This is a genomic window from Streptomyces sp. DH12, from assembly GCF_020873895.1.
GTDB lineage: Bacteria > Actinomycetota > Actinomycetes > Streptomycetales > Streptomycetaceae > Streptomyces.
The window spans coordinates 66,060-73,420 of sequence record NZ_JAHWGT010000037.1 but is presented as its reverse complement, the minus strand read 5'-3'; the positions used below and the strand labels follow the sequence as shown (position 1 = coordinate 73,420).

At 75.4% G+C, this 7,361-nt stretch carries 5 protein-coding genes; 2 read left to right on the top strand and 3 right to left on the bottom strand.

The genetic code is table 11. The features are described 5' to 3' along the window. On the top strand, window positions 1-2,660 hold a 2,660-nt coding region (locus LPA54_RS27345; protein WP_228982511.1), incomplete at its 5' end, for an AfsR family transcriptional regulator. A gap of 3 nt (window positions 2,661-2,663) precedes the next feature. Here the strand turns inward: LPA54_RS27345 and LPA54_RS27340 are convergent. The 3 genes from LPA54_RS27340 to panB all read right to left on the bottom strand — a co-directional run bounded on the left by LPA54_RS27340 (window position 2,664) and on the right by panB (window position 5,583). Further along, a complete protein-coding gene (locus LPA54_RS27340; RefSeq protein ID WP_228982510.1) occupies window positions 2,664-3,545 on the bottom strand; it encodes an ABC transporter permease in 882 nt (293 codons plus the stop codon). Then, on the bottom strand, window positions 3,542-4,537 hold the full coding sequence (locus tag LPA54_RS27335; RefSeq protein ID WP_228982508.1) for an ATP-binding cassette domain-containing protein: 996 nt from the start codon (window positions 4,535-4,537) through the stop codon (window positions 3,542-3,544). Before LPA54_RS27335 ends, LPA54_RS27340 begins: the two co-directional genes overlap by 4 nt. Before the next feature lie 158 nt (window positions 4,538-4,695). After that, on the bottom strand, window positions 4,696-5,583 hold the full coding sequence (gene panB, locus LPA54_RS27330; RefSeq protein ID WP_228982501.1) for a 3-methyl-2-oxobutanoate hydroxymethyltransferase: 888 nt from the start codon (window positions 5,581-5,583) through the stop codon (window positions 4,696-4,698). Window positions 5,584-5,725: 142 nt separating this feature from the next. On the opposite strand from panB, the gene LPA54_RS27325 reads away from it, so the two are divergent. Then, window positions 5,726-7,345 carry an MFS transporter gene (locus tag LPA54_RS27325; protein ID WP_228982499.1) on the top strand — a complete coding sequence of 540 codons (1,620 nt, stop codon included), beginning with the start codon at window positions 5,726-5,728 and terminating at the stop codon, window positions 7,343-7,345. The last annotated feature ends 16 nt before the right edge of the window (window positions 7,346-7,361 follow it).

The following is a 7,361-nucleotide window of genomic DNA, read 5'->3' as shown; positions in this document are numbered from 1 at the left end:
CTGCCCCCGCCCCCAGCCCGGAGCCGGGCACCGCCCTCCGTCCGGAGCCGGGCCCCGCTCCCATCGGCCACGCCCCCACCGCCCCCACGCCCAGCCCGGAGCCGGGCACCGCCCCGCGTCCGGTGCCTCACGCCGAGCCGGTTCCCGAGCCCCGCCCCGGGAACCTGCGGGCGCGGCTGACCAGCTTCGTCGGGCGGGACGAGGACATCGGCGCGCTCCTCGGGGACCTCGACCGGGCGCGGCTCGTGACGCTGCTCGGGCCCGGCGGGGCGGGCAAGACCCGGCTGTCGCAGGAGGCCGCCGAGCGCGGCGCCGAGCGGTGGCCCGACGGGGTGTGGGTGGCCGAACTGGCCCCGGTGGCCGACCCCGACGCCGTACCCGACGCGGTGCTGACCGCGCTCGGCGCGCGGGAGACCGTGCTGCGCGGCGCCGGGGCGGAGGAACTGCGCGCCGCCGAACCCCGCGGCAACGGCCCCCTCGTGCGGCTCGCCGAGCACTGCGGCTCGCGCCGCATGCTGCTCCTGCTCGACAACTGCGAGCACGTGGTCGACGCCGCCGCCCGCCTCGCCCACCACCTGCTGGAGCGCTGCCCCGGCCTGACCGTCCTCGCCACCAGCCGCGAACCCCTCGCCGTCGGCGGGGAGGTCGTGCGCCCGGTCGAGCCGCTGCCCGCCCCCATGGCCCTGCGGCTGCTCGGCGAGCGCGGGGCCGCCGCCCGCCACGGGTTCGCCACCGGGCACGACCCCGAGGCGTGCGCCGAGATCTGCCGGCGCCTGGACGGACTGCCCCTCGCCATCGAGCTGGCCGCCGCCCGCCTCCGCGCTCTGACGCCCCGTCAGATCGCGGACCGGCTCGACGACCGCTTCTGCCTCCTCACCGGCGGCAGTCGCACCGTCCTGCCCCGCCAGCAGACGCTGCGGGCCGTCGTCGACTGGTCCTGGGACCTGCTCGACGGGGCCGAGCGCGCCGTGCTGCGCCGCCTGGCCGTCTTCTCCGGCGGCTGCGCCCTCGACGCCGCCGAGGCGGTGTGCGCCGCCCCCGACACCCTCGACCTGCTCGGCTCCCTCGTCGACAAGTCCCTCGTCGTCGCCTCGCCGGGGGAGGACGGCGAGATGCGCTACCGCCTCCTGGAGACCGTCGCCGAGTACGCCGCCGAACGCCTCGACGAGGCCGCCGAACGCCCCGCCGCCGAGCGCCGCCACCTCGCCCACTATCGGGAACTCGCCCGCACCACCGAGCCGTTGCTGCGGGGGGCGGGCCAACGCGCCGCCCTGGACCGGTTCCAGCGCGAGTACGGCAACCTCCGCGCCGCCCTGCGCCGCGCGGTGGCAGCCCGCGACGAGCAAGAGGCCCTCTGCCTCGTGCTGTCCCTCGCCTGGTACTGGCAGATGCGCGACCTGCGCTCCGACGCCCGGCACTGGGCCGAGGCCGCGGCGGCGCTCGGCCCCGACCCGTTCGCCCCGCCCGTCGCCCCCGTCCCGCCGATCACCGAGCGCTGCACCGACGCGCCGCCCCCGATGGGCGACGACCTCCTCGCGGAGGCACGCCGGCAGGTCCGTCTCGTGCAACTGGTCAGCATGGACTACGACCAGGCCGACTGGGCCACCACGGGCCGCGACCTGCTGGAGAAGGTCGCGCGGGCGTACCGGCCCGGGCTGCCCCAGGCGTGCCGGACACCCGGCATCCTGTGGATCGTCGCCGTCCTCCTCTCCGGCGACGCCTCCCGGCTCCACGCGCTCCTGGACTCCACCGTCGACACCGGCCGCGCCCTCGGCTACGACTGGGACCTCGCCCACGCCCTCCAGTGGCGCGCCAACGTCCTCGCCAACCGCAGCTCCCTGGCGGCGGAGGCGTGCCGGGACGCCGACGAGGCGCTGGGGATCTTCCTGCGGCTCGGCGACTCCTGGGGCGCCGCCGAGGCACTCGCCGCCCGGGGCGAGGCCCGTGAGAACCTGGGCGAGCACGCGGGCGCCGCCGCCGACTACCAGGCGGCCGTCGACCACGCCGAACGGCTCGCGGCCCAGGCGCAGGTGGCGCTGCTGCGCACCCGGTACGCCGCCGTCCTGCCCGAACTGGGCCGGGCCGAGGAGGCGGAGGCCATCCTGCGGGGCGTCCTCGCCAAGGGGCGCGGCGCCGGCCACGAGGCGCAGCCCTCCGCCCGGCTCCACCTCTCCCTGCACCTCGGCCGGACCGGCCGCACCGACGAGGCGCGCGAGCTACTCGGCGCTCTGCGCGAGGAGTTCGGCACGCAGACGCTCTCGCTGTTCGACGGCTTCACCCTCGGCTGCCTCGCCTGGCTGGACACGCTCGACGGCCGGCACGCCGAGGCGCTGGACCTCGCCGTGCGGGCGCTGCACCGGTGCCGCGAGCCGCTGTCGATGATGGTCGCGCCGCAGATGGTCGCGACCCACCTGGTCACGGCGGCGCGGGCGCTGGCCGGGCTGGGCGGCGACCGCGCCCGTACGGCGGCGGTCCTGCTCGGCGCCCGTCCGGGACTGCTGCCGGAGGGCCACGTCCTGTCGTCGATGGAGCGCGAGGCGCTGGCCGCGGCCGAGGCCGCCACCCGCGCGGCCCTCGGCGGGGCGGCGTTCGACGCCGCGTACGCCGAGGGCGGCGGCCTCACCCTGGACGAGGCCGCCGCCCTGCTGGACCGCGCGTGACGCTCATGTGTGCCGACGGAAGCGCGCCACCGCCAGCGGGGCCGTGACCAGCGTGATGGCCGCCGCCCAGCCCAGCGTCATCCACACCGACCCGGCGACCGGCCCGCCGTTGACGAGGTTGCGCGCCGCGTCGGCCAGGTTGGAGAGCGGGTTGTAGTCGGTGAAGGCGCGCAGCCAGTCGGGCATCGACTCCGGCGGCGCGAAGATCGACGAACCGAACTGCAGCGGCATCAGCACGAGCATGGCCACTCCCTGGACGGCCTGGGCGGTCTGGAGGCTCAGCCCCAGCAGGATGAAGATCCACATGAGGGAGGCGCCGAAGACCAGCGACAGCCCCACCGCCGCCAGCAGGTGCAGCGGCGACGTCGCGACCTGGAAGCCCAGCAGGAACCCCATGGCGAGCAGGATCGCGGTGGCGACCACCATCCGTCCCACCTCCACGATGATCTTCGCGAGGAGGACGGACGACCGGGCGATCGGCATGGTCCGGAACCGGTCCATGACGCCCTTCTTGACGTCGTCGTTGACGCCGGTGCCCATGCCCATGGCGATGTTGAGGCCCATCATCGCCATCAGGCCGGGGATCAGGTAGTTCACGTAGTCCTGCTGGTTGCCCTTGCCGGAGATCGCGCCGCCGAAGACGTACACGAACAGCAGCGTGAAGACGATCGGCATGAGCAGGACGTCGGACATGGCCTCCGGGTTCTGCTTGATCTGCAGGACGTTGCGGCGGGTCAGCGCGCCGATGTGCCGCAGGTGGGCGCGGGCGGTGATGCGGCCCTCGCCGGTGGGCCGCGCCGGGGCGGAGCCGCGCGGCGGCGCGGGGGTGCGGGCGGCCGGTGCAGCGGGCGTGGCGGGCGTCGCGGTGTTCGTGCCGGTGCTCATGCGGCCACCTCCTGGGGGTGCTCGTCGGTCCGCGGGGCGGCGCGTTCGCCGGTGAGGGCGAGGAACACCTCGTCCAGGCTGGGCAGGTGCGTCCCGATGTGGGCGATGCCGTGCCCGCCGGCGGCCAGCAGCCCGACCACGGCGGTCAGCTGCCCGTCGCTGAGGACGGGCACGTACAGCCGGCCCTCGTCGGGGACGACCGTGGCGCCCGCCGGGCCGGACAGCCCCGACTCGGCCAGCGCCCGCGCCATCGCGGGCAGGTCGCCCGGGTCGACGGGACGGACCTGGAGGGTGCGCCCGCCGACCTTCGCCTTCAGCTCCTCCACCCCTCCCCGGGCGATCACCCGGCCGCGGTCGACGACCGTCAACTCGCTCGCCAACTGCTCGGCCTCCTCCATGTACTGGGTGGTGAGCAGCACGGTCGTGCCCTCCTCCACCATGTGCCGGACCTCGTCCCAGACCTCGTTGCGGGTGCGCGGGTCGAGGCCGGTGGTCGGCTCGTCCAGGTAGAGCACAGCGGGCCGGCCGATCATGGACGCGGCCAGGTCGAGCCGGCGCCGCATGCCGCCCGAGTACTGCGCGGCGGGCCGGCGGGCCGCGTCGGTGAGCGAGAACCGCTCCAGCATCTCGTCGGCGCGGCCCCGGGCGTCCCGGCGGGACAGGTCGAGGAGCCGGCCGATCATGTAGAGGTTCTCCCAGCCGGAGAGCTTCTCGTCCACGGAGGCGTACTGGCCGGTCAGCCCGATGGCGCGGCGCAGCGCGCGCGGCTGGCGCAGCACGTCGCAGCCGGCGACGGTCGCGGTGCCGGCGTCGGGGACGACGAGCGTGGACAGGCAGCGGACGAGCGTGGTCTTGCCGGCGCCGTTGGGCCCCAGCACACCGAGGACGGTGCCCTCGCGCACGTCGAGGTCCACCCCGTCCAGCGCCTTCGTCGCGCCGTAGTGCTTGACCAGGCCGCGTACCTCGACGGCGTTGGTGTCGGATCGTGTCATGCCCCCAGGGGACCAGGGCGCGCCGACAGGCCCCCGACACCTCCCCGACAAACCGCCGACGAACGCCGACGAACGCCGACGAACGCCGACAGCCCGCCGATGGGGGAAGTCGGCGGGCTGTCGTCCGTACCGCGGTGGCCGGGGGAGGAACGGTTCCGCTAGTGGAAGGTGTGCTCCTCGGCGGGGAACGCCCCGCCGGCGACATCGTCCGCGAACGCCTGCGCCGCGTCACCCAGCGTGCGGCGCAGGTCGGCGTACTGCTTGGTGAACCGCGGCACCTTGCCGCCGGTCAGCCCGGCCATGTCCGTCCACACCAGCACCTGCGCGTCGGTGCCCGCGCCGGCGCCGATGCCGATCGTCGGGACCTGCAGCGACCGCGTGACCTCCGCGGCGAGCTCCGCCGGCACCAGCTCCAGGACCACGGCGAACGCCCCGGCGTCCTGCGCGGCCTTGGCGTCCCGCAGCAGGCGGTGCGCGTCCTCGTCGGCGCGGCCCTGCACCCGGTAGCCCATGGTGTTCACGGACTGCGGGGTCAGGCCCAGGTGCGACATCACCGGGATGCCGGCCTGCACCAGCGTCTCCGTCTGCGCCAGCGACCGCTCGCCGCCCTCCAGCTTCACCGCGCCCACGCCGGCCTCCTTGACCAGCCGCGTCGCCGACCGCAGGGCCTGTACGGGGCCCTCCTGGTACGAGCCGAAGGGCAGGTCGCCGACGATGAGCGCGCGCCGCGTGCCGCGGACGACGGCCGCCGACAGGATGGCCATCTCGTCGAGCGTGACCGGCACGGTGGTGTCGTAGCCGAGGTGGCAGTTGCCCATCGAGTCGCCGACCAGCAGGACCGGGATGCCCGCCTCGTCGAAGACGGACGCGGTCATCGCGTCGTAGGCGGTGAGCATCGGCCACTTCTCGCCGCGCTCCTTGGCGCCGGCGATGTCGTGGACGGTGATGCGGCGCGTGCCCGTGCCGCCGTACAGCGCCTTGGGGTGCTTGCCCCCGGCGTCCCCACCGCTGTCGCCGGACGGTTTCGGGGCAGGCTGAAGCGTCATGTGGATCGGCTCCTTCGTCATCTCGAGGCGCCCTGACGGCGTCCCCGGACCACGTCCATGGTGGCACTTCGTGCCGTACCGGGGGAAGTGGGGGGAGCAATACGAGACGGCGGCGTATCGGAATCCGGCCTACGGTGGGTCCATGGACCGGCCCCCGCGCCCCCCGCGCGACCCCCGCCCCCTCCACCCGGCCGTCCCGGCGGACGTCCACCGCCGCCGCTGGGTGATCCTCGCGGTGCTCATGCTGAGCCTGCTCTTCGTGGTGCTGGACAACTCGATCCTCAACGTCGCCGTCAAGACCATCGCGAGCCCGCCGCCCACCGGGCTGGGCGCCACGCAGAGCCAGCTGGAGTGGGCGATCAACGCCTACGCCCTGGTCTTCGCCGGACTGCTGTTCACCGCGGGCCTCGTGGGCGACCGGATCGGCCGCCGCCGGACGCTGCTGTTCGGCACCGTCGTCTTCGGCGTCTCCTCCGCGCTGGCCGCGCTCGCCGACTCACCCGTGGAGCTGGTCGCCTACCGCGCGGTGATGGGCTTCGGCGCGGCCTTCGTGATGCCGGCCACGCTCGCCATCCTGATGAACGTCTTCGAACGGGACGAGCAGCCGCGCGCCATCGGCGTGTGGGTCGGCGCCGTCGGCGTGGCCATCGCCGTCGGGCCGGTCACCGGAGGGCTGCTCCTGGAGCACTTCTGGTGGGGCTCGATCTTCCTGGTCAACGTCCCCGTGGTGCTCGTCTCGCTGGTCGCCGTCGCCGCCGTGGTGCCCGAGTCGCGCGACCCCGCGCCCGGCCGGACCGACCCCGTCGGGGTGGTGCTGTCGATCGTCGGCCTGGTGCTGCTGGTGTTCGGCATCATCCGCGGCGGCGAGCTGGCCGACCTGACCGACTGGACGGTGGTGCTGCCGGTCGCCGGCGGCGTCCTCGTCCTCGCCGCGTTCGTCGCGCACGAGCGGCGCACCGACCACCCGGCGCTCGACATGGCGTACTTCCGCCAGCGGGTGTTCTCCGCGGCCGTCGGCGGCATCGCGCTGGTGTTCTTCGCCCTGATGGGCGTCACCTTCGTCTCCGTCTTCTACCTCCAGAGCGTGCGCGGCTTCAGCCCGCTCCAGGCCGGCCTGCTCCTGCTGCCCCTCGCCGTGACGCAGCTGCTGTTCGCACCCCGCTCACGGCTCGCGGTGCGGCGGTTCGGGGCGCGCGCGGTGTGCGCGTCCGGGCTGCTGCTCGTCGCCGCGTGCCTGGCCGCGTTCGCCGGCTTCGACACCGGTACGCCGGTGTGGGTCGTCGAACTGGTCCTGTTCGCCCAGGGCGCGGGCATGGCGCACGTCATGCCGCCCGTGACGGTGGCCGTCATGCAGGCCCTGCCCCGCGAGAAGGCCGGCTCCGGCTCGGCGGTCAACAACACCTTCCGGCAGATCGGCGGGGCCCTCGGCGTCGCCGTGCTGGGTTCGCTGCTGTCGGGGGTGTACCGGGACGGCATCGAGGGCCACCTCGCGCCCGTACCGGCGGCCGACCGGGCCACCGCCGGCGAGTCGGTCGAGGCGACCCTGGCCGCCGCCCGGCGGCTCGGCGCCGCGGGCGAGGCGCTGGTGGCGCCCGCGCAGACGGCGTTCCTGCACGCGATGCACGTCACCTCGCTGTGCGCGGCGGCCGTCGCCGTCCTCGGCGCGTGCGTGGTGGGCGCCTGCCTGCCGGGCCGGGGCGCCGCCCCCGGCGACCACGGGCGCGTGGCCGGGGACGGCGCGCGGGAACCCGTCCCGCGCTGACCCGCCCCGGCGGCCC